The organism is Polaromonas sp. P5_D5 (genome assembly GCF_054049435.1).
Genome location: NZ_JBFUMJ010000002.1, coordinates 435,358 through 457,605, shown reverse-complemented (window position 1 = coordinate 457,605; position 22,248 = coordinate 435,358). Strand labels below are relative to the sequence as shown.

Here is a 22,248-nt window from a genome sequence, read left to right as displayed (position 1 = left end):
GCTTTCTCATAGTTTCTTCTGCTTATGGCCTCGGGCTACAAAGGTAGGTTTGCGCCTTCTCCCACAGGCCCGCTCCACGCGGGCTCGCTGGTGGCGGCCCTGGCCAGCTGGCTGGATGCCCGGGCGCACCACGGCCGCTGGCTGGTACGCATCGAAGATGTCGATACCCCGCGCTGTGTGCCGGGCGCAGACCGCGTCATTCTTGAACAGCTCGCCTGTTGTGCCCTGGTACCCGATGAAGCACCGGTTTACCAGTCACAACGCGGCGCCCTGTACCAGAACGCCCTGGATTCACTGGTCACCCGCGGCCTGGCCTACCCCTGTGCCTGCACACGGCAGGACATTGCGCGGGCGCTGGCCGCGTCCGGGCAGCCACGCGAACGCCATGGCGAACTGGTGTACCCCGGCACCTGCCGCAACGGGCTGCATGGCCGTGCTGCACGTGCATGGCGGTTTTTGACGCCAAATTATGTGCCAAATAGCGCCCTGGCCCAATCAGGTATTGCGCGAGCAGCTATTAATTTAATAGCAACTGATGCCACGCCGCTGGCTACCGCACAAGCCGAAGTCCGCTGGGACGACCGCCGCCTGGGCACACAGATGCAAGACGTCGGCCGCGATGTCGGCGACTTTGTCCTGAAACGGGCGGACGGCCTCTGGGCCTACCAGCTGGCCGTGGTGGTGGACGATGCAGCCCAGGGCATCACCGACATCGTCCGCGGTGAAGACCTTGCCGACAATACCGCGCGGCAAATCCTGCTGCAGCGCGCACTCGGCTTGCCGCTGCCGCGCTACCTGCACACGCCGCTGGTGCTGGGCGCCAATGGCGAAAAGCTGTCCAAGCAGAACGGTGCCCAGCCGCTGGACACCTCCCAACCGCTGACGCTGCTGGCCCAGGCGGGCCAAACGCTGGGGCTGGAAGTCGAGCGAATAGCCAACGCCGCGACACCCGCCGCCTGGCTGCAACTGGCCGCGCCACTCTGGGCGACTAAAATCGGCAAGTGATTGAAACCCTTCCCCCCGTGCCGCCTGCCTCGCCCGAAGGCGCGCCCGCCGACACCCACCCGCCCCACAACATCCGCAGCTTTGTGCGCCGCACCGGCCGCACCACGGCGGGCCAGGCCAAGGCCTTTGCCGATGTGGGCCCGAAGTTTTTGCTGCCGTATGCCGATGCAGCGCTGGATTTTGAAAAAGCCTTTGGGCGTAGCGCCTCCACCATCCTCGAAATAGGGTTTGGCATGGGCGAGGCCACGGCGCACATTGCCGCGCTGATGCCCGAGAAGAACTTCATTTGCTGCGAAGTGCATACGCCCGGCGTGGGCGCCCTGCTCAAACGCATTGACGAACAAAACCTGTCCAACATCCGCATCCTGCAGCACGACGCGGTCGAAGTGATTGACGACATGCTCCCCCGCGCCAGCCTTGACGGCGCGCACATCTTCTTCCCAGACCCCTGGCACAAGAAAAAGCACAACAAGCGCCGGCTGATCCAGCCACCGCTGATCACCAAGCTCGCAGCGCGCCTCAAGCCCGGCGGCTATCTGCATTGCGCCACTGACTGGCAACCTTATGCCGAGCAGATCCTGGAAGTGCTGAGCGCAGAGCCACTGCTGAAAAACACTGCGGACAACAGCACCGGCGGCTACGCCCCCAAACCGGCCTATCGCCCACTGACCAAATTTGAAAACCGCGGTATCAAGCTGGGGCACGGCGTCTGGGACGTCGTTTTTGTGCGTGCGTGATCTTGCGGCTGCGCAGGTGTGAGTAAAACACCCAAGCTCGGGCTGCATGGCTTGACCACGCGGGCAGGTATCAGCCCCAGCTGCGTCGGCCTGCCGGCCGGCAACTGGCCGAGCATCACTGATTTCCTGGTGGAACGCTTTCCGGCGATATCGCGCGAAGTATGGCTGCAACGCATGCAAGACGGACTGGTGGTCGATGAATTCGGCGAAGCCGTCACCGCCGAACGTCCCTACCGTGGCCACATCCGCGTCTACTACTACCGCGCACTGGACGAAGAACCCCGCATTCCGTTTGAAGAGACCGTGCTGTTCCAGGACGACCACCTGGTGGTGGCCGACAAGCCGCATTTTTTGCCCGTCACACCCTCAGGCCACTACCTGCAGGAGACGCTGCTGGTGCGCCTGAAGAACCGGCTCGGCATCGACGGCCTGGTGCCCATCCACCGCATTGACCGCGAAACCGCGGGCCTGGTGCTGTTCTCGGTCAACCCGGCCGAGCGCGATGCCTACCAGTCATTGTTTCGCCGGCATGAGGTCACCAAGCACTACGAAGCCGTGGCGCCATGGCGCGCCGACATCGGCTTTCCTCTCACGCGCAAAAGCCGCATCGTCGAAGACGAGCCTTTTTTCCGGCAGCGTGAAATAGAGGGCCAGCCCAACAGCGAAACGCTGATCGATGTGCTCGACGTGAAGGACGACAAAGCGCTGTATGCCCTCAGCCCCGTAACGGGCAAGAAGCACCAGCTGCGCGTGCACATGAATGCGCTTGGCCTGCCGCTGCTGAATGACCGCATGTACCCGCCGGTGGAAGTAACACCCGACGACGATTACCGTTACCCGCTGCAGTTGCTGGCCAAATCCATCGCGTTCATGGACCCGGTAACGGGCGAGCAACGGCGCTTTGAAAGCCGGCTGGCGCTGCAGGATCTGCGGCCTTGATCAGGCCTTGGAATATATCGCCCCAGCGCCAAGCCGAAGGCGGTCCGCTGGAACGATGGGTCAGGTGCCGCGTTGAACCACGACCTCCCACAGCGCTTTCTTGCGAACGTACTTGTTAGTCGTCTGGTGTTCCCTGGACAAGACCTGCCATCCGGTTGCGAACAGTTCGTCGACGCCCTGCTCATCAAAGAACCTCTTGGCCTGGCCGTCAACAAGGTAGTAGTTCGGCTCAATGGCAGGATGCCCAGTGGCTCCAAAGTTCTTGTCCTCGACCGAGTTCAGCCGGCACAAGAGCAGCCCACCCGGCTTGAGCGTCTGCCTGATCCGGCTCACAAGTCCCAGGGTTTCATGCCATGGAAAGTAGTGCAGGGTGAGGCTTGCCACAACAGCACCAGCTTCGCCAGGGAGAAGGGGAAACGGATCTCTGATGTCCTGGCATGAGATGCGTGCCTGAGGCGCCCGGAGCCTCGCAGCGGCGACAGAAGTGGCGGAAAGATCGAAGGCGAGAACGGAAAGGCCTGCACCGACCAAGGTGGACGTGTCTGCGCCTGTTCCACAGCCGATCTCAAGCACCGGCAGTGAGTCGGCTGACTCCTGGAGCATCGGAAGCCATCGGCTAAGCCACGGGTCGTGGAGCATGTGTTTCTCGGCTCCTAACGTGAACGTAACCGGCGACCACGAAATGGTGCGACCGAAGGAATTACACGCCAGTGGCCGTCCGTATTGACTGGCAAGTTAGGTTGAAGTCCCGCGTGATCGGCGCGCACCTTAGACCGGCCCATCGTTGATTCCCTCAAAGAACCCCCCGATTCGTTGCCATATTTCCACTGGTAAAAGCTTGCCTGAGATGAAGAGCCAAATCATGTAGAGGGACATGCAACCTCCAGCAATCAGCGAAGGCAGAAAGGCCCACTGCCACCGGCCCTGCAAAGGAACACCGGCCCACCAGCCGAACCCCATGATTGCAAGGCACACCGCGCCCCCCAAGAGCGCGCCGAGAATTACGGACGCGAGTGCCGCCGAGAGAACGTCACTGACGGAAAATCGAAGGCGTGCCAATTGCAACCTTAACGTTTGAGATGAGAGACGTGACGCGGCTTGCCGGAAAACGCCCTCTCGATTGAAGGATGGGGCATTATCGGTGCACCTTGCATACTGCCTCCAGGAAAGGCATTGCATGCGCTTCCAGGGCTGCCAACGCACTCGCTGCAATTGGCTCTACCTTGGCTCGGGCAACCTCCGGCGTTATTGCCTGAGTTGACTTCATGAGGTCTTGCAAGGTTGACGCGCCCACAAACGTTTCGATTTCCCACCATTTATCTGTGCCGTCTATCAGTTGCCCCAGGCGGACCATGTACTCCGGCAGGTGATGGGACTCGACAGGAGATTGGAGAGAAGGCCGGATGCGCAGCTCGGGGAAGCGGCCATGCAGCGACCACCCAACCTCAAAAGTGAATTTCTCAAAGCGCTCGTGTACGACGAGGGCGCACCAGACGAGGCGATCAGTTCCGGGCTTGCTAAAAACGCGCTCACCAGGGAAGACATAAGGTGACTTGATTTTCTGTGCCTGCCATCCAAAGGGGGAGCGTTCAAGGCCCCGCTCGATTGAAAGTCTCAAGACCCTACCGTACTCGCTTCTCATTGGCTTGGCGACGCCTGATGTTTGAATTCAGCGGCCACCGCAGGCAGTCCGCTGGAATGATGGGGTAGGTTTTTCATGGGCGTGCGAAAAGCGCAATTGACTTACATCCGCCGGTCGTACCGCCTAATGCGCCTTTTTTATTTGCTGAGCAGCGAGTTGCGCCGTCCTCTTGATTCCATCTCGATACGCCTCAACCAGCTCCGTCGCTCTATTGAGGGCATCCTCGAACGATGCGAACGTGTAATTCGCGTTGGCGGTGATCTCGTCATCCGAATTCTTGTTGGCGTCTGCGCCATAACTGATGGATTGCGAATAGATCGAATTTTCTGTCTTTATGTCTACGAGTTCAAACGAGACATTCAACCTGGGTGCGAACGTCGTCTTTAGTCGACTGGAATAAAGACCCATATTCGATATGGTCACTGTCAGTATGCTGTCCGCGGCGATTGCGCTATTTTTGTAGTCAATCGACGTTGGGTCGTCCTTTTCATATTTGATTCCATCTCCCGGTATGGCGCTTTGGCTGGCCTCCTTCAAAGCATTCAAGGTGGCAGATGCAAGTTCCTCTTGTACGTTGAAGCCCTGCTTTGCCAGCGCCGCCTTAAATTCGTTGATTCGATTCTTTTCAACCCCCTTCTTCACGAAGAAGGCCGGGCCGGGAAAGATAATATCCAGGCCGTTTGGCGCATTTTCAATTGAAAACTTCTCTACCGGCTGAATGGAGGCTACGGCGATAACTTTTTCACCGGGAGTCAAACTCGTCTCAGCTGCACATAGTTGCAATGGAAGAATCGAGATAAGGAATAGCGCGATAGTTGTTCGAGTTAAGTGGATCATGTCGTGGGGCATAGCGTTTAAAAATTTAATTAAACCGGACATTGGAATTGGCTGTCACGCAGTGGCAACGGGCCGCGGCGTTTCCGTATCGAGCGACCTGTTAGACCGTGAAACCCTGCTAAGGACGTCGCTGGACAAAGAGCCTCCATGCGGGGTATACGGCAAGTAACAGGCAAGTGGCGAGTATTGCGACAAAGCCATAACCCGACACGATGCCCGGCGCTAGCCACTCGACCAAGCCCACGGGGGCAAAAAACCAGACGAGCCCCATCGCGAAGAGTGCGCCAATGAAATGAATGGCTTTGGACATGGGCGGCTGTTCTTATGCGACCTGACGTTCGACATAAGCTGCAGCCACAAGCGGACCAAACCAGCTTGTGACTGCCCATTCGATGAAAGGGTTAGTCGTCATTTCTGGCGGCCAACTCGCTCGACTCTTCCAGGCGTCGTAGCAAGAAACTGATACGACGACTTCCGAAAAGGCGGCATGTTCTCCGTAGCCACAACCGTGAGAACGACTCCTTTGCCCGGCTTCGGCTTGAGCGTTACGTCGAGCAAGGTGGTTCCTTCCGCTACGGGTAACAAGGGCGTTGCGGTGGAAACAATCTCAAAGTTGCCTCCGCGCGAGGACGGCGCTGCGACCCATTCAACTCGAAGCCTTGACCAAACATGTTCCCATCCTTCCTGAACAACCACGGCACGGTACGCCCCTTCACGCGATCCGTTCTTCCAGTACCCCGCAGTTCGAACTTGGACGACGTCGGGCGGCAAAGCGCTTTCGGGTGCGGCATGCGTTGCAACGGCAGTAAGGGCTATTCCAACGAGAAGAAGTGCAGTGCGTGGGTTCATGACGCCTAACGTCGACGTTGCACGGCGGGCAATACGCCGCGCAGCGGAATTTTGCTGTTGCATGTCCGTGACGAACAACCTGTTAAAACTCGTCGCACCTGACACTGCGAGACTCTTTTCTTGGATCATGTTCTGTGACCCGTCCATACGCTTTGGCGGAATACATACGAGCATTGTCATCGACGATCTCAACGACACAACCGAAAGGTTGCCCTCTTCCAAAGATCATATGCCGCTTCAAGTCGTCCTCCGATACTGAGAAGTCAATATGAACCCTTGCTGCAACAACCCACGACGGCGAAAGTTGTTGCGTTGCCAATTGCTTACCCAATTGCTTTCTGTATCGATCCGCTACGAGTCCAACTGTATTTTCGGGGAGAGGTTGATCGCTTGGCGCCAGTAAATCAATTAGGAGCTGCGTCGCACCTGACACATTTGCGTGCCTAAGGAGCTTCCCCATGGCCCAATAGCCATCAGCATCGTTATTTCTGCTTGCAAAAGATGTCGCGAGACCACACGCAACTCCCTTCAGAGATCTTCGCCGCACCATTGTCTTTGTAGAGTTTTAACGTTTGACTTAAGCGGCTGGCCGTAGGCCAGTCCGCTTGAAGGAAGGGTTAGAAGGCGATCTAGCGAACGACATGTACTTCGCCTTCTCTAGCGGGTCGATACTCACCGCTAGCGTTGACCCCTTCTCCAAACCACCAGCACTTGCCAGACTGTGCCACCACGATGACTTGGCCCGAGCGTTGCAGATTTAGGACGCATGTGCCGAGTTCCTTGTCTTCGGGATTCGTAGAGCGGTAGGTGGCAGACCTACCCTTGATGTGGAACTCGCCATTCTCGATGACGCCATTGCGCGAAAGTGATTCGTCGTTGTCGGATCGAGGATTCACAGCCGCCTCAAGCTGAAATCTCACAACGTTTCTCGACGCTTCGACAATGCGTAGAGTTCCGGTCTCTCGGCCGTCCAAAGGAAAGGATGGCGATTGAGTGAAGCGGACATAGGTGCCTACTGGAAATCGCGTGGCCGCATGTACCGGCGCAATCGCAGTCGCGAGTTCTGCGATGAACAGTACGGTGGTGGAGCGGAGCATGAATTCGCCTTCTAACGTTTGACTTAAGCGGACCGCCGTAGGCGGGTCCGCTTGAAGGAATGGTTAGGCCGCACTTTCTGCCCTACCACTGAACAAGTTCGTCAGAGCCCCCAAACCGGGCTGGCAGGCCCGCGAAGTGAGGTAGCTCGTCTTCGATAGGTGCCAGGGCATAGGTGCACTGGACATGAAACTGCGGACGAAACGTGCCTGCCTGGAACAGGCTACCGTTGACTCCGCGCACGCCAAGGCCAGGCACTTCCGCAAAGAGGAATGTGCCGCAGGAGGCGCATTTGGTTCGAGGTGTGGTTCGAAGAGAAAGCACATCAGTTTCACCTCGAGTCACCGACACTGCTGCACTTGGATAAAGGGCACTCAAGTAGGCATTGCCATGAACCGCTTGGCAAGCGTCGCAGTGGCAAACGAACTGCGCCAGCGGAGCGCCCTGCAACTGCACGTGAACTGAGCCACAGGAACAGTGAATCTTGGTAACGATGATGAATCTCCATGCCGCGTGTGTGCGGCCTAACGTGAAGATGACCGGCGCACAACACTTCGCGGCGAAGCCGCCACGTGATGTTGTGTGTCCGCGTCGATTGGCATGTTAGACCTCACGACGGGCAAGCCAGAGCTTTTCCATGCTGACAATTTCCATGCATTCCTGGATGATTTTATGAAGTCGCCTACGTGGCGGAAAGGAATGGATTCCCCATGTCAGGACTCCGGTCTCAAGGCGCGTGAGCTTGCCTTCGAACAAGTCATTTACTTCATAAACGATGCCGATGGCTTTGAACTGGTAGGTACAAACATAATGAATGCGCTCAGTGGCATCGTATGGGTGGTTGCACTCGCCTTCTAGTCGTCGAACAGTCATCTTATTGATGCCCAAAGAAATTGCGTGGTGGGAAACTCTCGCGCAGGGACGGGCCCGCTAGCGTTTGATTGAGATCGGGCCATGAGGTCTAACGTAATGTATGCCGCAAAGCCTGCGGTATAACCTGGCGCTTGCAATCTAATCTGGACATCTAAAACCCCTGTAAGCCGCTTGCATGCTGGGTTTCAAGCCCATACATGGTGAATTTATACAGTTATAAAAATTCCGTGAAACCCCGCAAATTTCCAGCCCAGTTTCACACAGCTTTTTGCATTGAGCAAGTTGATGACGCAAGCCAAAACGATGAAGCGCCCCGCAGCAAGCCGTCTTTAAAAATTCCGGCTCCAATCGCTGCGCCGCTGCTTCCTGCATCACCAGCCCTTTTAGGCTGCACGCCCGCAAGCATGCTTAAGCCTTGACCTCTTTTGCCGTGATTTGATACTTGAAATCGTCCGGTGCGTAGGAATCAAAACGGCCGGCCGCGTTTTCAGCCACGGGGTACATGAAGAAGCCGAGCTTCTCGCCGCTGGCCTTGGGCAGCGCGACATCATGCGCTGTGTTGTAGGCCATCCAGTTGCCTTCCCAGCCACCAAACAGTGCCTTGTTCACAGGCGCCACCACCGGGTTGGCCGTGGTCTTGATCCATTCCGCCGTTTCGAGGCGCATGACCTTGGCCACATCGGCCGGGTCCATCGCCACCCAGCCGTAGCCCTTGAGGTAAACCTCCGAGCGGCAATGCTGCGCGCCCTTCAGGCTGGCGGGGTTGCCCGAGAGTTCCTTGTAGCCGAATGCTGAAGGCACCAGGCGAATGCCGTACACGTCACGTGCCGGCAGGCCCACTGAGCGGCACAGGCCCACGAACAGCGCATTCAGGTCGGCGCACTTGCCACCCAGGTTGCTGGTTTCCAGCATGGTCTTGATGTCGCCTTCGCCGCAGCCGCGCACCTTGGGTTCGCGGTAGGTGTTGGCCACAATCCAGTCGTAGAGTTTTTGCGCCTTTTCGACATCGGTTTTTGCGCCCTGGGTGGCGGCGAGCGCGGTCTTGCGCACAATGCCGTCGGTCGGGATCAGCGCCGTGGGACGCGTGAAGTACCGCAGCGTGTCGGCGCTTTCGGCGGGGGCGGTTTTCTGCGACCAGTCCATCGCGCGGCCTTGTGTCTGCACACGGCTGGTCAGCTCCACATAGGGCTTTGCTTCAGCGGCCGCAAATTCCACATACAGCATCTTCGCGCCGTCCTGGCCGTCCTGCATCAGCTTGGCGGTGCCGTTGCTGGAGAAACCATTTTCCAGCGAGTGCTGGTAGTCGCTGTTGACCGAGGGAATCGGCAGCCACACCTTGGTCACGCCTTGCGGTTTGAGGATGTCAACGCGCGTGGTCACATCAAAGGTGCGCCAGGCGCCGCTTTGGGGCGCGAAATTGCTGCGGCTGGGCGCGGCAGCGGGCGTCTGGGCAAAGTTGATGGTGGGCAATGCAGCGGCCACGGCGGCTGCTGCGGTGTTCTTCAGGAAAGTGCGGCGTACGGTCGACATGAAAAAGTATCTCCGGGTGGGTGTGAGTGCGACGTGCACCGGGGCAGGTGAAGATGCTCCGGGATGTCTGGCAGCCCACACCGCCCGCAAAGGCAGCGCAAGGGCTGGCCCCGGATTATCGCCGGTGCCGTGCCGAGACAGATTCAGGGCTTGAGCAAGCCGGCAATCAGCTTTTCTGCTGCCGGGCTGGTCCAGTCGACCTCGCCGGTGACGCGTTGGCGCGGCCGGCCGGTGCGGTCGATCATCAAGGTGGTCGGGAAAACCTTCACGCCCCAGCCCCGGCCGACTTTTCCATCCAGGTCCAGCAGCACCGGCAGTGTCACCCCGGTGGTTTTGGCAAACTGCAGCGCACGGGCTGCCGGCTCCTTGAAGTTGACGGCCAGCACCAGCAGTTTGTCGTCGCCGTAGAGGTCGGCAATCTGCTGCAGCGTCGGCATTTCAGCGCGGCAGGGCTCGCACCAGCTGGCCCAGAAATTCAGCAGCACGGCACGGCCGCGCAAATCGGCCGGGCGCCAGGTCTTGCCGGTTGTGTCCACCAGCGAGAACGCTGTCAATGGACCGGCCCAGGGAGCCACCTCGTAGGCCGGGCCGGTCACCACCTGCGACATCGCTGGAAGCACGGCCGCCCCTGAGCCGGCGGTGACTGTCTGCAGCAGGAAATGGCGGCGGGAAATAAACGGGGTCGGCATGGGCCTGGTGTTGGTACGCAGGTTGAGGGGTAAATGGGGTGGACAACTTCTATCGCTGCAAGAACATGCACTGCCTGCATTTTAGGGACCGTATAGCATCCGCTGCATGCGCCAGCCGGCGCCTTCACACAAATCACAGGAACCTTCATGAACATCCATATCCGGAATGCGCAAGCCGGCGACGCCGCAGCGATTCACGCCTTCATCGTTGAACTGGCCATTTATGAAAAAGCGGAGCACGAGGTCGTTGCGAGCGTCGCCGACATCGAGCGCAGCCTCTTTGAGGCCGGAACGCCTGCGCGGGCCATCATCTGCGAGATAGACGGCCAGCCTGTGGGCTTTGCGGTGTATTTCCTCAGCTACTCCACCTGGCTGGGACGCAAAGGCATGTACCTGGAGGATTTGTACGTATCGCCCCAACACCGGGGTAGCGGCGCCGGCAAGCGGCTGTTGCGCCACCTGGCCCGGCTGGCTTTTGACAGCGGCTGCGGGCGGCTCGAATGGAGCGTGCTGGACTGGAACGAACCGGCCATCCAGTTTTACCAGTCGCTGGGCGCCAGGCCGCAAGCTGAATGGGTGCGCTACCGCATGGCCGGTGAAACCCTGCAGCACTTCGCGCGGGGGGACACAGGCCAGGTTCGGCCAACGCCCTGAGCCGCTCGCGCAATATGAGTGCGGAACCGGCTTTTTGTAAGAAATGGCAGCATTCAGCGACCAAGTGACACAGGAAGTACAGATGTCGGCGATTGACCGCGCTCAGCCCAGCGGGCGGTCCAAAAAGAACCCTATATAGGACAGCATTTGGCCGGCACCGCTTGCGCCCAAAGCGGTTCAGTCCTACAAAGGCGTTTCGCTATCTGCTTTTAAATCTGTCGATATCACTTAACTGGCTGATCCAACGTGAACCTGCCCCTCAAATTTCCCGGCTTGGCTGAGGCCCTGCCAACGGCATCGCCGCAGTTCATCAACCTCTACAGCGCGTCGCAGCCGGGCCAGACCCAAAATGTGGCACAGGAGCTGGAAGAGGGTTTGCTTGAGCCCACAGCCACCATCAGCCCCAAATTCTTTTACAACGAGCTGGGCTCGAAACTTTTCGAGGCCATTACAGGCCTTGAGGAGTACTACCCAACCCGCACCGAGGCCGCCATTTTTGCGGCGTCCTACCCGCAGATCGCCGCCACGCTGAGCGCGAGTGGCGTTCACAACGCCTGCCTGATCGACCTGGGTGCCGGCAACTGCGCCAAGGCTGCAGCGCTCATTCCGCATCTTCAGCCGCGGCAATATGTGCCGGTCGACATCTCGGTGGAATTTTTGCGCGATGCCGCCGCGCAGGTGCAAAACAGCTTCCCCGCGCTCGACATCGTCGGCCTGGGCATGGATTTTTCGTCCGGCCTGGTGTTGCCACGCGAAGTGCAAAGCCAGGAGCGGGTGTTTTTCTACCCCGGCTCCAGCCTGGGCAACTTTCATCCGGCAGAGGCCCTGCGGTTCTTGCAGCACATCGCCGACCCGGCACAAGGCAAGGCGCGCGGCCTGCTGCTGGGCATTGACCTGGTGAAGGACACCGCACGGCTGGAGGCAGCTTACGACGATGCGCTGGGCGTGACGGCTGCTTTCAACAAAAACGTGCTGCTCAACGTCAACGAGCTCCTGCAGGCGGATTTTGATGTTCGCCAGTGGCGCCACGTGGCGCTCTTCAATACCGCGGAGTCGCGCATCGAAATGCACCTGGAAGCCTTGTCGGACCTTACGGTGCGCTGGCCTGGGCATGCGCGGCGCTTTGGCGCCGGCGAACGCATCCACACCGAGTGCTCTTACAAGTACACCGTGGAAAGCATGACGGCGCTGTTGCGGCAGGCCGGATTCGGGCAGGTTCGCTACTGGTCCGACCCGCAAAGCTGGTTTGCGGTGTTCTGGGCCGCCGTTGAGTGAAAAAACAATGAAAAAAGGCCAATTTCTTGAACGAAATTGGCCTCCAGCCCTTTACTAGCTTGCGCGAGCAGCTATCAAATTAATAGCGCTTTGACGGACCGCCTCAGGCGCGCTCGGTCACCCAGGCCTGCACAGACTTCAGTGCATCACCGAGCTTGGACGCATCGGTGCCGCCGGCCATGGCCATGTCGGCCTTGCCGCCGCCCTTGCCGCCCACCTGCTGGGCCACAAAGTTCACCAGTTCACCGGCCTTGACCTTGCCCACGCTGTCGGCAGTCACGCCCGCGGCGATCTGCACCTTGTCGCCATCGACCGCCGCCAGCACGATAACAGCGGTTTTGAGTTTGTCTTTCAGCTTGTCCATGGTGTCACGCAACGTCTTGGCGTCGGCGCCTTCGAGCTTCGCGGCCAGCACCTTGAGGCCCTTGACGTCAACAGCCTGCGTGACCAGCTCGTCGCCTTGTGAAGAAGCCAGTTTGCCCTTGAGCGCGGCGATTTCTTTCTCCAGCGATTTGACCTGGTCCAGCACCTGGCTGATGCGGCCCTGCAACTCGGACGGGCTGGCCTTGAGCGAGCCGGCCGCGGCTTCCACCGTGGATTCGAGCGTCTGCAAGTAGGCCAGCGCGTTTTCGCCGGTGACGGCTTCCACGCGCCGCACACCTGCGGCCACACCGCTTTCAGCCACGATCTTGAACAGGCCAATATCACCGGTACGTTTGACGTGAACGCCACCGCAGAGCTCCTTGCTGGAGCCGATCGTCAGCACGCGCACGGTCTCACCGTACTTTTCGCCGAAGAGCATCATCGCGCCGGATTTCTGCGCATCTTCCATGGCCATCACGCTGGCATCGGTGGCCACGTTGGACAGAATTTCGGCATTCACACGCGCTTCGATCTCACGGATCTGCGCGTCGGTAACCGGCGCGTTGTGCGCAAAGTCAAAGCGTGTGCGTTCAGCGTTCACGAGTGAACCCTTTTGCTGCACGTGGTCGCCCAGCACTTCACGCAAGGCCTTGTGCATCAGGTGGGTGGCGCTGTGGTTGCGCACGGTGGCGGCGCGCAGCGCGGTGTTGACCTGCGCGGTCACGGTGTCGCCGACTTTCAGCGCGCCCTCTTCCTGAGTGCCGTGGTGGCCGAACACATCAGCCTTGATCTTGAGCGTATCGTCCACCGTGAAGGTGGAACCGGCGGCCGTGAGCCGGCCCTGGTCACCAACCTGGCCGCCGCTTTCGGCGTAGAACGGTGTCGTGCTCAGCACCACCACGCCGCTTTGGCCTGCATTGAGTGCCTGCACGGCCACACCGTCGGCATACAGCGCGACGACTTTGGCGGGCTCTTCCAGCAATTCGTAGCCGGTGAACGCATGGCCTTCGCCGCTGTACTCCAGCGCACGATCCATCTTGAATTTGCCGGCGGCGCGCGCCTGGTTCTTCTGCTTGTCCATCGCGGCCTTGAAGCCGGCTTCATCCACTTCCACACCGCGCTCACGGCACACGTCGGCCGACAAGTCCAGCGGGAAGCCGTAGGTGTCGTGCAGCTTGAAGGCCACGTCGCCCGGCAGCACCTTGGCGCCACCCGCCAGGGCGGTGTCCAGGATGGTCATGCCGATTTCCAGCGTTTCGAAGAAGCGCTCTTCTTCGGCTTTCAGCACGGACGTGATGCGGGCTTCGTCGGCCTTGAGCTTGGGATAGGCATCACCCATCAGGCGGGCCAGGTCAGCCACCAGCTTGTGGAAGAACGGTGTCTTCTTGCCCAGTTTGTAGCCGTGGCGGATCGCGCGGCGGATGATGCGGCGCTGCACATAACCCCGGCCTTCGTTGGACGGATTGACGCCGTCGCTCACCAAAAAAGCGGTGGCACGGATGTGGTCGGCAATGACAAACAGGCTCTTGTTGCCCAGGTCTTTTTCGCCAGTCTCGCGCGACGCCGCCTTGATCAGCTCGGCAAAGATGTCGATTTCATAATTGCTGTGCACGTGCTGCAAGATGGCGGCCAGGCGCTCCAGGCCCATGCCGGTGTCGACGCAAGGCGCTGGCAATTTGGTGACGCTGCCATCAGCGGCCATGTCGAACTGCATGAACACGTTGTTCCAGATTTCGATGAAGCGGTCGCCGTCTTCATCGGGGCTGCCGGGTGGGCCGCCGGGGATGTGGTCGCCGTGGTCGTAAAAGATTTCGCTGCACGGGCCGCAGGGGCCGGTGTCGGCCATCATCCAGAAGTTGTCGGACTTGTAGCGGCCGCCCTTGTTGTCGCCGATGCGGATCACGCGCTCGGGCGGCAGGCCGATTTCCTTGGTCCAGATGTCGTAGGCCTCGTCGTCCTCTTCATAGACGGTGGCCAGCAGGCGCTCGGGCGGCAGCTTGTAGACCTCGGTCAACAATTCCCAGGCCCACTTGAGCGATTCGCGCTTGAAGTAGTCGCCGAAGCTCCAGTTGCCCAGCATTTCAAAGAATGTGTGGTGGCGCGCGGTGTAGCCCACGTTCTCCAGGTCGTTGTGTTTGCCGCCGGCGCGCAGGCAGGCCTGTACCGAGGCCGCGCGCACGTAGGGGCGCTTGTCGGTGCCGAGGAAAACGTCCTTGAACTGCACCATGCCGGAGTTGGTAAACATCAGCGTCGGGTCGTTGCCCGGCACCAACGAGCTGGATGGCACCACGGTGTGGCCCTTGGACGCAAAGAAATCGAGAAATGTCTTGCGAATGTCCGAGACGGTGAATACGGGCGTTGAAGCTGACGTGGGGGCTGACATGGAAGTGGGATGGCTCATGGTCTGCAATAGTGGTTTTGGCAAGGCGGCGCCCTCGGGCTCACCCGCTTGGGCTAAGCCTTTGATTATAGGTTTGAGGGGGATGCCCCCGCTTATTGGGCAGCTTGCCGGCCCAGATCAATGCGGTGGGACAAAAAGCGCCATATGCGCTCATCGTCGCTGAAAGCCACGTTAAAGCGGAGCCAACCCGTCGGATGGGGCTCCAGCAGAAACAATTGTCCCGGGCCGAGCATGATGCCCTCGGGCGTAGCCTCTTTGGACAGGACGGCGCCATCGGGAAGGTCCGGGTGCCGGGCCCACAGGTACATGCCGGCCCCTGGCTCATGGAAAAGCTCAAAACCCAGGCTGGTCAGGTTCTTTTCGGTCTTGCGATGCGCTGCAGCCAGCTTCTCGCGAAGCGACTTGAGGTGCTTGCGCCAGCGGCCGTCTGTGACCACCCCGAAAGTCAGCCGTTCGGCGATATCGGACGAGGTAAGGCCCGAAATCATCTTGAGCTGGGCCAGGTCCTCGATCAGCTCGCCTCGCGCCAGCAGGTAGCCCACGCGCAGATTGGGAGAAATTGTTTTGGAATAGCTGCCGATATAGACCACGCGCTGCAGCTGGTCCAGGCTTGCCAGCGTGGACCGCGAGACCGGGTCCATGTCGGCGTAAATATCGTTTTCCACCAGCGTGAAGCCGTGCGCCTCGGCCAGTTGCAGCAAGCGGTGCAGATGGGCCGCGGACGCAATCGAACACGTCGGGCTTTGCAAACGGGGTTGGGTGAAGAAGGCCTTGGGCTTGTGCTCGGCCAGCAGCGCCTCCAGCGCGGCCAGGTCGTACCCGGTAGGGGTGCGCGGCACCCCCACAAGGTTGGCGCCCAGAAAACGCAGCATGAACATCAGGTTGGGATAACCGGGGCTATCGACCAGCACGGTGTCTCCCGGTTTGACCAGTTGCCGGGCCACCAGGTCCAGCGCCTGGCTGGAGCCTTGCGTCAGCAGCACCTGGTCCACCTCGACCGATATCTGGTTTTCAGCCAGCGCCTCCGCAATGACCATACGCAGGGCCATATGCCCATAAGGCAGGCCGTAACCCTCAAGAGAGGAACCGTCCACCGACAGGTGCCGCATGCTGCGGCGGAGCGCGTCCCCGAACAGGAAATCGTGCGGCAACCAGCCACAACCGGGCTTCATCGGCAGGTTGCGGTTTTCAAAAATCTGCTTGAGGTACCAGCGGGCGTCAAATTTAGGTTGCGGGGGCTGCGCGTACGGCACACCCGATGCACCATCATCGCCCCTGCGCTTGACGAAAAACCCGGCATTGGCCCGGGAAACAAGCCATCCTTGGGCCACAAGGCGGTCGTACGCCTCCACCACCGTAAAGACGCTGACGCCGTGCATGGCGGCAAAACCGCGGATGGACGGCAGCTTGACGCCCGGTTTCAGCGCCTGCCCGGCAATCATGCCCCGCAGGCCGTCGACGATCTGGCTCACAAGGGGGGTCTGCAGTTCCGGGCGAAGTGTGAGCATCAAAAAACYAAAAAGGGCAGATTGTGCATCGCAATGCCCATGCACCGGGTTGGGGAATCCATGTACAGGATTCTAGACCCGCACAGTATGTCGAAAACAGCGCGGCGGTGTACATGGACGGGGCTGGCGCCGGCTTCTAAAGTCCGCTCATCTCCTTCCTCCACCCAGTCAACCCAGAACTTCCGGAAATCACCTTCACCATGCAGCCAAACCAGACTTCCAGCAACGCCGCCCTGATGGCGCGCCGCCAAGCCGCCGTGACACGCGGCGTAGGCCAGGCCCACGAGATTTTTGTCAGCCGGGCCAAAAACGCCGAACTGTGGGACGTTGAAGGCCGCCGCTATATCGACTTCGCCGGCGGCATCGCCGTGCTCAACACCGGCCACCTGCATACCGAAGTCATTGCCGCAGTCAAGGCCCAGCTCGACCTCTACACGCACACCTGCTTCCAGGTGGTCGCCTATGAGCCCTACGTTGAACTGGCAGAAAAGCTCAATGCCCTGGCGCCCGGCAACTTCGCCAAAAAGACCCTGCTGCTGACCACCGGCGCCGAAGCGGTCGAGAACGCGGTCAAGGTGGCCCGGTCTTACACCAAGCGCCCCGGCATCATCGCCTTTACCGGCGGCTACCACGGCCGGACCAACATGACACTGGGCATGACTGGCAAGGTGGCACCCTACAAGCTGGGGTTCGGCCCCTTTCCCGGCGAAGTGTTCCATGCCGAATACCCCAACGCGCTGCACGGCGTGAGCATCGACCAGGCGTTGCACTCGGTTGAACAGATTCTCAAAAACGATGTGGAACCCGAGCGCGTGGCGGCGTTCATCATTGAACCGGTGCAAGGTGAAGGAGGCTTCTACATTGCTCCGCCGGAGTTCATCAGCCGCCTGAAGGCGCTTGCCGACCGGCACGGCATCCTGCTCATCGCCGACGAAGTCCAGACCGGCGCCGGGCGCACGGGCACCTGGTATGCCAGCGAACAGTGGCCGGTGGCGCCCGACCTGATTGCCATCGCCAAGTCCATGGCGGGTGGCTTCCCGATCTCGGGCCTGGTCGGCCGCGCCGAGGTCATGGATGCACCCGGCCCCGGCGGCCTGGGCGGCACCTACGCCGGCAGCCCGATTGGGTGCGCGGCAGCGCTGGCAGTGCTCAAGGCCTTTGAGAAAGAAAAACTCCTGGAGCGCAGCAAGACGCTGGGCGCCCATCTGGTCAAAGGCCTGCACGCGATTGCGAAAAAAGAAACCTCTATCGGCGACGTGCGAGGCCTGGGTGCCATGGTGGCCATAGAGCTTTTTGAAAACGGCGACCCTGCCCGCCCTGATGCAGCACTGACCAAACGCGTGGTGACCGAAGCCGCCCGGCGTGGATTGATATTGCTCTCATGCGGCACCTACGGTAACGTGATCAGGATTCTGGTTCCCCTCACGGCCGAAGACGCCTTGCTGGACGAAGGCCTGCAAATCCTGGCAGACAGCTTCACCGCATCACGTTGACCTACGTGGCCCCGTTCAGGAAAAACGATGACTGATAACGATGTGCTTGTGCGCTTTTCTGGCGTGCAGAAAACCTATGACGGCGAGCAGCTGGTCGTGCAACAGCTCGACCTCGACATTCATCGCGGGGAATTCCTGAGCCTGCTGGGGCCGTCCGGCTCGGGGAAGACCACCACGCTGATGATGCTGGCCGGTTTTGAATCGCCGACTGCCGGGGAAATTTTCCTCAACGGTTCGCAGATCACCGGCACACCGCCGCACAAACGCAACTTCGGCATGGTGTTTCAGAACTATGCGCTGTTTCCGCATCTCACGGTGGGCCAGAACGTGGCCTATCCGCTCACGGTGCGCAAGGTATCAAAAAGCGACCAGACCAGCCGCGTCAAGCGTGCGCTCGACATGGTTCGCCTGTCGGGCATGTCGGACCGCCTGCCCGGGCAGCTGTCGGGTGGCCAGCAGCAGCGCGTTGCCCTGGCGCGGGCCCTGGTGTTCGAGCCCCAACTGGTGCTGATGGACGAACCGCTGGGCGCACTCGACAAGCAGCTGCGCGAGCACATGCAGATCGAACTGAAGGAACTGCACAAGCAGCTGGGCGTCACGTTTGTCTATGTCACGCATGACCAGGGGGAAGCCTTGACGATGAGCGACCGGGTGGCGGTTTTCAACGACGGCGCGATCCAGCAGCTGGCGCCGGTAGAGGCGCTGTATGAAACGCCCTCCAACCGTTTTGTTGCCGGTTTCGTCGGAGACAGCACGGTGCTCAAAGGCAAGGGAAATGCCACAGGCATCGAATTGCCGGATGGCCGCGTTCTGGGCGGCACCAACGTGAATCAGGCAGTTGCTGACGCGCAGGTCGAAGCCTACATCCGGCCGGAGCGCATTGTGTTGCATCGCCAGGTGCCTGCATCGCCTGCCAGTGCTTTGCCCGCGCACGTGGCCCGCATCATCTATTTCGGCGACCACCTGCGGCTGCTGTGTGAGGTCGGTGCCGGCCAGGCGGAAGCGACAGTCAAGCTGCCGCTCACCCTGTTGAACGGCCAGCCGCCGCCGCAACCGGGCGAAGCGGTGCACCTCGAATTTCCGCCCGCATTTACGCGGATTTATGCGGTGTAACCGCTTTCTCTTTTCACCATTTTCAACGTTCCCTTCTGCCTTTATCAACCACCGAGGAAATAGCACCATGAAGAAAAACATCATTGCCCTTGCCATGGCTTCGTGCCTGGCCGTACCCGCGTTCGCGCAGCAGCAGATCACTGTCGTGAACTTCGGCGGCGCCAATGCCAATGCGCAGAAAAAGGCCTACTACGAGCCCTTCGAGAAAGCAGGCACCAAAGTCGTTGCCGTGGAATACAACGGCGAGCAAGCCAAGATCAAAGCCATGGTCGAGACGAAAAAAGTCACCTGGGATGTGGTGGAAGTCGAAGCACCTGATGTGCAGCGCGGTTGCGATGAAGGTTTGTTCGAGAAAATCGACTTCAGCAAAATCGGCCCCAAGGCAGACTTCTTGCCCGCAGCGGTCAAGGAATGCGGTGTAGGCGTTTTTGTGTGGTCCACCGTGATGGCCTGGAATGCCGACAAAGTCAAGACTGCGCCCACCAGCTGGGCTGACTTCTGGGATGTCAAGAAGATCCCGGGCAAGCGCGGCATGCGCAAGGGCGCCCGCTACAACCTCGAGTTCGCACTGATGGCTGACGGCGTCAAACCCGCCGACGTCTACAAGGTCCTGGCCACCAAGGACGGAGCCGACCGCGCATTTCGCAAGCTGACAGAACTCAAGCCCAGCATCCAGTGGTGGGAAGCCGGCGCCCAGCCCGCCCAGTTCCTCGTGGCAGGCGACGTCGCCCTCAGCACCGTTTACAACGGCCGCATCGACGCCGCCAACCGCGAAGGCCGCAACCTGAAGATCTACTGGCCCGGCGGCATTTATGACCTGGACTATTGGGTCATTCCCAAAGGCGCGCCCAACAAGGATGCGTCGATGAAATTCATCGCCTTTGCCAGCCAGCCCGCCACCCAGGCCGTCTATGCGCAGAACATTGCCTACGGCCCCGTCAACAACCAGGCTTTGGCCAAGCTCGACAAGAAGGTGCTGGACGATCTGCCAACGTCGCCGGCCAATGCCAAAGAGGCGATCCAGATGAATGTTGGTTTCTGGGCCGACCAGGGCGAGGCGCTTGAAAAACGCTTTGCTGCCTGGGCTACGCAATAAGCCGGCGGAGCAACCACCCCATGAGCAGCATCACCAGCCAGGGCGCCCCTCAGGGCAATGACGCCGTCACATTGCGTCAGGCGCTGTCGCGCGCAGACGCTCGTCGAAAATGGCGCGCCTTTGCACTCACAGTGCCCTTGCTGGTGTTTTTGCTGCTGACCTTGCTGGTGCCGATTGCGGCCCTGTTGCAACGCGCCGTTGAAAATCCGGAGGTGGCGAGGGCGCTGCCCCGGACGGCGAAAAGCCTCAAGGACTGGAACGCCCAGACGCCACCCGGCCCTGCAAGTTACGCAGCACTGGTGGAAGACCTGGGCCATCTTTCTGACAGTTCAGATGCCGGTGCACTGGCACGTCGCCTCAACTCCGAAGTGCCGGGTGCGCGCTCCCTTGTCATGGGGACCTATCGCGCGCTGCCTGTCACAGGCTCGCCTGAAGAAATACAGGCCAGGCTGCTCCAGCTCGACCCACGCTGGGCGGAACCCCTCTTCTGGCAAGCGATTGCCAAAAACAGTTCCCGCTGGACGCCCGACTATCTGCTGGCATCGGTGGACTTGCGGCGAGACAGCAAGGGCGAGGTGGAACGCATGCCGCCGGACCAGCGCGCGTTTGGCGCCATTTTGCTGCGAACTTTTCAGATCAGTTTTCTGGTCACCGTCTTTTGCCTTGCGCTGGGCTACCCCCTGGCCTGGTGGCTGGCCTCATTGCCGGCGCGCAAGGCGAACCTTTTGATGATTCTGGTGCTGGTGCCCTTCTGGACATCCATTCTGGTGCGCGTGGCGGCCTGGATCGTCCTGCTGCAATCAGAAGGCCTGGTCAACCGGGGGCTGATGGGTATCGGCCTCATAGACAGCCCCCTGGCGCTGCTGTTCAACCGCGCAGGCGTGGTAATTGCCATGGTGCACATCCTGCTGCCCTTCATGATCCTGCCGCTTTACAGCGTGATGAAGAATGTGCCGGCAACCTACGTGCGGGCCGCCGTGTCGCTTGGCAGCGCACCCCTGTCTGCCTTCTTTCGGGTGTATGTGCCGCAGACCTATCCCGGCATCAGCGCAGGCGCGCTGCTGGTGTTCATCCTGTCGATCGGCTATTACGTCACCCCCGCCCTGCTCGGTGGTGCGGATGACCAGATGCTGAGCTACTACATCGCCCGCTATACCAACGTCGAAGTCAATTGGGGCATGGCCTGTGCGCTGGGTGCAGTTTTGCTGACGGCCACCATGGTTCTTTACAGCGTTTACCGGCGCATCGGCAAGGCCGAACTCAGCATCGGTTGACATCCCTTTTTCTTTTACAGACGCAGACGCCAATTCATCATGCTCAAAATCAAAGGGCCCGCCTTTCCCCGCTATGCCACCCTGGCAGACAAGGCCGGCTGGTGGCTGGTGCGCGCCGCCTGCGTTGCCATTCTGGTTTTTTTGCTGGCGCCCATCCTGGTCATGGTGCCGCTGTCTTTCTCCGACAGCTCTTTTCTGAGCTACCCAATCCCGGGCTGGTCGCTGAAGTGGTACCGCAACCTGCTGGATTCACCTGAATGGGCCAGGGCCGCCAAAAACAGTTTCATCGTGGCCCCCGCCGCAACACTGATCGCCACCGCACTGGGCACTTTGGCGGCTGTCGGCCTGTCCAGAACCAACTTCCGGTTCAAGAGCCTGCTCATGGGCATCCTCATCGCGCCCATGGTGGTCCCCATCGTTGTCGTCGGGGTGGCCACCTACCTGTATTTCGCTCCGCTGGGTCTTGCCGACAGCTACTTCGGGCTGATCGTGGTGCATGCCGCGCTGGGTGCGCCTTTTGTGCTGACCACCGTGCTCGCAACGCTTGCCGGCTTTAACCACAACCTGGTGCGCGCGTCGCTCAGCCTTGGCGAGACCCCGTTGCGGACGTTTTTCAGGATCACCCTGCCGGTCATAGCGCCGGGTGTCATCTCGGGCGCGCTGTTTGCATTTGCCACCTCGTTTGACGAAGTGGTGGTCACGCTGTTTCTGGCAGGCGCGGACCAGGCCACCCTGCCGAGGCAAATGTTTACCGGCATCCGGGAAAACATCTCGCCCACCATCGCGGCAGTGGCCACCTTGCTCATCCTGTTCACCACCACCCTTTTACTGCTGCTCGAATGGCTACGCGGCCGCAGGGCCTGACAAGCCCGGGT

20 protein-coding genes are annotated in these 22,248 nt (G+C 60.2%); 11 read left to right on the top strand and 9 right to left on the bottom strand.

Annotated features, from left to right (window positions below; all coding sequences use genetic code 11):
• Window positions 1-24: 24 nt before the first annotated feature.
• From gluQRS to ACXJKE_RS08875, 3 genes are read left to right on the top strand one after another with little or no spacing between them, the layout of a single operon-like run.
• Window positions 25-1,005 (top strand): tRNA glutamyl-Q(34) synthetase GluQRS, encoded by a 981-nt coding sequence (gene gluQRS, locus ACXJKE_RS08885; RefSeq protein ID WP_457280225.1) that lies wholly within the window; start codon window positions 25-27, stop codon window positions 1,003-1,005.
• On the top strand, window positions 1,002-1,742 hold the full coding sequence (gene trmB, locus ACXJKE_RS08880; protein WP_457280224.1) for a tRNA (guanosine(46)-N7)-methyltransferase TrmB: 741 nt from the start codon (window positions 1,002-1,004) through the stop codon (window positions 1,740-1,742). Before gluQRS ends, trmB begins: the two co-directional genes overlap by 4 nt.
• Window positions 1,743-1,760: 18 nt before the next feature.
• Entirely contained in the window at window positions 1,761-2,681 is a 921-nt protein-coding gene (locus tag ACXJKE_RS08875) for an RluA family pseudouridine synthase (protein WP_457280223.1), read from the top strand.
• 60 nt (window positions 2,682-2,741) lie between these two features.
• On the opposite strand, the gene ACXJKE_RS08870 is transcribed toward ACXJKE_RS08875, so the two are convergent.
• The 5 genes from ACXJKE_RS08870 to ACXJKE_RS08850 all read right to left on the bottom strand — a co-directional run bounded on the left by ACXJKE_RS08870 (window position 2,742) and on the right by ACXJKE_RS08850 (window position 7,587).
• Complete coding sequence (locus ACXJKE_RS08870) at window positions 2,742-3,320, bottom strand: class I SAM-dependent methyltransferase (protein WP_457280222.1); 579 nt, start codon at window positions 3,318-3,320, stop codon at window positions 2,742-2,744.
• Between the two features lie 496 nt (window positions 3,321-3,816).
• Window positions 3,817-4,299: a hypothetical protein gene (locus tag ACXJKE_RS08865; RefSeq protein WP_457280221.1), complete on the bottom strand. Its 483-nt coding sequence runs from the start codon at window positions 4,297-4,299 to the stop codon at window positions 3,817-3,819.
• A gap of 147 nt (window positions 4,300-4,446) precedes the next feature.
• The gene (locus ACXJKE_RS08860; protein ID WP_457280220.1) at window positions 4,447-5,172 is read right to left on the bottom strand and encodes a hypothetical protein; all 726 of its coding nucleotides are present in this window, start codon (window positions 5,170-5,172) and stop codon (window positions 4,447-4,449) included.
• 1,466 nt (window positions 5,173-6,638) lie between these two features.
• On the bottom strand, window positions 6,639-7,106 hold the full coding sequence (locus ACXJKE_RS08855) for a hypothetical protein (RefSeq protein ID WP_457280219.1): 468 nt from the start codon (window positions 7,104-7,106) through the stop codon (window positions 6,639-6,641).
• An 82-nt stretch (window positions 7,107-7,188) separates the two neighbouring features.
• Window positions 7,189-7,587: a GFA family protein gene (locus ACXJKE_RS08850; RefSeq protein WP_457280965.1), complete on the bottom strand. Its 399-nt coding sequence runs from the start codon at window positions 7,585-7,587 to the stop codon at window positions 7,189-7,191.
• Window positions 7,588-7,704: 117 nt separating this feature from the next.
• On the opposite strand from ACXJKE_RS08850, the gene ACXJKE_RS08845 reads away from it, so the two are divergent.
• The gene (locus ACXJKE_RS08845) at window positions 7,705-7,962 is read left to right on the top strand and encodes a hypothetical protein (RefSeq protein WP_457280218.1); all 258 of its coding nucleotides are present in this window, start codon (window positions 7,705-7,707) and stop codon (window positions 7,960-7,962) included.
• A gap of 423 nt (window positions 7,963-8,385) precedes the next feature.
• On the opposite strand, the gene ACXJKE_RS08840 is transcribed toward ACXJKE_RS08845, so the two are convergent.
• Window positions 8,386-9,507 (bottom strand): transglutaminase-like domain-containing protein, encoded by a 1,122-nt coding sequence (locus ACXJKE_RS08840; protein ID WP_457280217.1) that lies wholly within the window; start codon window positions 9,505-9,507, stop codon window positions 8,386-8,388.
• Between the two features lie 143 nt (window positions 9,508-9,650).
• Window positions 9,651-10,196, bottom strand: coding sequence for a TlpA disulfide reductase family protein (locus ACXJKE_RS08835; RefSeq protein ID WP_457280216.1), 546 nt, complete (start codon window positions 10,194-10,196; stop codon window positions 9,651-9,653).
• A 147-nt stretch (window positions 10,197-10,343) separates the two neighbouring features.
• Between ACXJKE_RS08835 and ACXJKE_RS08830 the strand changes: the two genes are divergently transcribed.
• Together ACXJKE_RS08830 and egtD are read left to right on the top strand one after the other, a co-directional pair.
• Window positions 10,344-10,850: an N-acetyltransferase family protein gene (locus tag ACXJKE_RS08830; RefSeq protein ID WP_457280215.1), complete on the top strand. Its 507-nt coding sequence runs from the start codon at window positions 10,344-10,346 to the stop codon at window positions 10,848-10,850.
• Between the two features lie 246 nt (window positions 10,851-11,096).
• Window positions 11,097-12,125 carry an L-histidine N(alpha)-methyltransferase gene (egtD, locus tag ACXJKE_RS08825; RefSeq protein WP_457280214.1) on the top strand — a complete coding sequence of 343 codons (1,029 nt, stop codon included), beginning with the start codon at window positions 11,097-11,099 and terminating at the stop codon, window positions 12,123-12,125.
• A 103-nt stretch (window positions 12,126-12,228) separates the two neighbouring features.
• Here egtD and alaS read toward each other — a convergent pair whose 3' ends face one another.
• Together alaS and ACXJKE_RS08815 are read right to left on the bottom strand one after the other, a co-directional pair.
• Window positions 12,229-14,889 (bottom strand): alanine--tRNA ligase, encoded by a 2,661-nt coding sequence (gene alaS, locus ACXJKE_RS08820; protein WP_457280213.1) that lies wholly within the window; start codon window positions 14,887-14,889, stop codon window positions 12,229-12,231.
• Between the two features lie 92 nt (window positions 14,890-14,981).
• Window positions 14,982-16,397 (bottom strand): aminotransferase-like domain-containing protein, encoded by a 1,416-nt coding sequence (locus ACXJKE_RS08815; protein ID WP_457280212.1) that lies wholly within the window; start codon window positions 16,395-16,397, stop codon window positions 14,982-14,984.
• A 200-nt stretch (window positions 16,398-16,597) separates the two neighbouring features.
• Here ACXJKE_RS08815 and gabT point away from each other — a divergent pair, with 200 nt between their 5' ends.
• The 5 genes from gabT to ACXJKE_RS08790 all read left to right on the top strand — a co-directional run bounded on the left by gabT (window position 16,598) and on the right by ACXJKE_RS08790 (window position 22,237).
• Window positions 16,598-17,890 (top strand): 4-aminobutyrate--2-oxoglutarate transaminase, encoded by a 1,293-nt coding sequence (gabT, locus tag ACXJKE_RS08810; protein WP_457280211.1) that lies wholly within the window; start codon window positions 16,598-16,600, stop codon window positions 17,888-17,890.
• Between the two features lie 27 nt (window positions 17,891-17,917).
• Entirely contained in the window at window positions 17,918-19,003 is a 1,086-nt protein-coding gene (locus tag ACXJKE_RS08805) for an ABC transporter ATP-binding protein (protein WP_457280210.1), read from the top strand.
• A gap of 67 nt (window positions 19,004-19,070) precedes the next feature.
• Window positions 19,071-20,099, top strand: coding sequence for an ABC transporter substrate-binding protein (locus tag ACXJKE_RS08800; protein WP_457280209.1), 1,029 nt, complete (start codon window positions 19,071-19,073; stop codon window positions 20,097-20,099).
• A gap of 20 nt (window positions 20,100-20,119) precedes the next feature.
• A complete protein-coding gene (locus tag ACXJKE_RS08795; protein ID WP_457280208.1) occupies window positions 20,120-21,373 on the top strand; it encodes an ABC transporter permease in 1,254 nt (417 codons plus the stop codon).
• A 39-nt stretch (window positions 21,374-21,412) separates the two neighbouring features.
• Window positions 21,413-22,237 (top strand): ABC transporter permease, encoded by an 825-nt coding sequence (locus tag ACXJKE_RS08790; RefSeq protein WP_457280207.1) that lies wholly within the window; start codon window positions 21,413-21,415, stop codon window positions 22,235-22,237.
• Window positions 22,238-22,248 lie beyond the last annotated feature (11 nt).